At 75.8% G+C, this 397-nt stretch carries 1 protein-coding gene and 1 pseudogene; one reads left to right on the plus strand and one right to left on the minus strand.

Annotation, left to right across the window (positions count from 1 at the left end):
* Nucleotides 1-201: ethanolamine ammonia-lyase light chain EutC (locus MKK52_RS01195; RefSeq protein WP_313898718.1), on the minus strand; the 201-nt coding region annotated here is incomplete at its 3' end.
* 32 nt (nt 202-233) lie between these two features.
* Here MKK52_RS01195 and MKK52_RS01200 point away from each other — a divergent pair.
* Nucleotides 234-397: pseudogene (locus tag MKK52_RS01200) on the plus strand (ethanolamine ammonia-lyase light chain EutC); the annotation flags it as partial.

Below are 397 nucleotides of genomic sequence, written 5' to 3' on the forward strand. Positions count from 1 at the left end.
CGCTGGGGACTCGGCTGTGTGTAAGCCGTATCGGAGGTAGGTGGAGGTGCAGGAGGGCCGGTAAGCAGGGAGGCGCGGGTGCGGCGCGAAGGGGACGTAGCACCGGAGGCGGTGGGAGGCGGAGGGGCAGGGCCGCTCGCCGATCAGAAACACCACCGCCCGCGCCTTCAGCCGCGCGCCCACGGGATCGCCGCGCGCCACCCGCGCCTGGGTCGCGATGACGAGGGGCGCGGGCGAAGCGGGCCGGCTGGAGCCTCGCGCCCCTCGTCATCGCGACCCAGGCGCGGGTGGCGCTCGGCGATCCCGTGGGCGCGCGGCTGAAGGCGCGGGCGGTGGTGGTGCTGATCGGCGAGCGGCCGGGCCTCTCGGCCTCGGACAGCCTCGGCTGCTACGTCAC

It is taken from the genome of Methylobacterium sp. J-067 (genome assembly GCF_022829465.1).
Classification (GTDB): Bacteria; Pseudomonadota; Alphaproteobacteria; order Rhizobiales; family Beijerinckiaceae; genus Methylobacterium; species Methylobacterium litchii.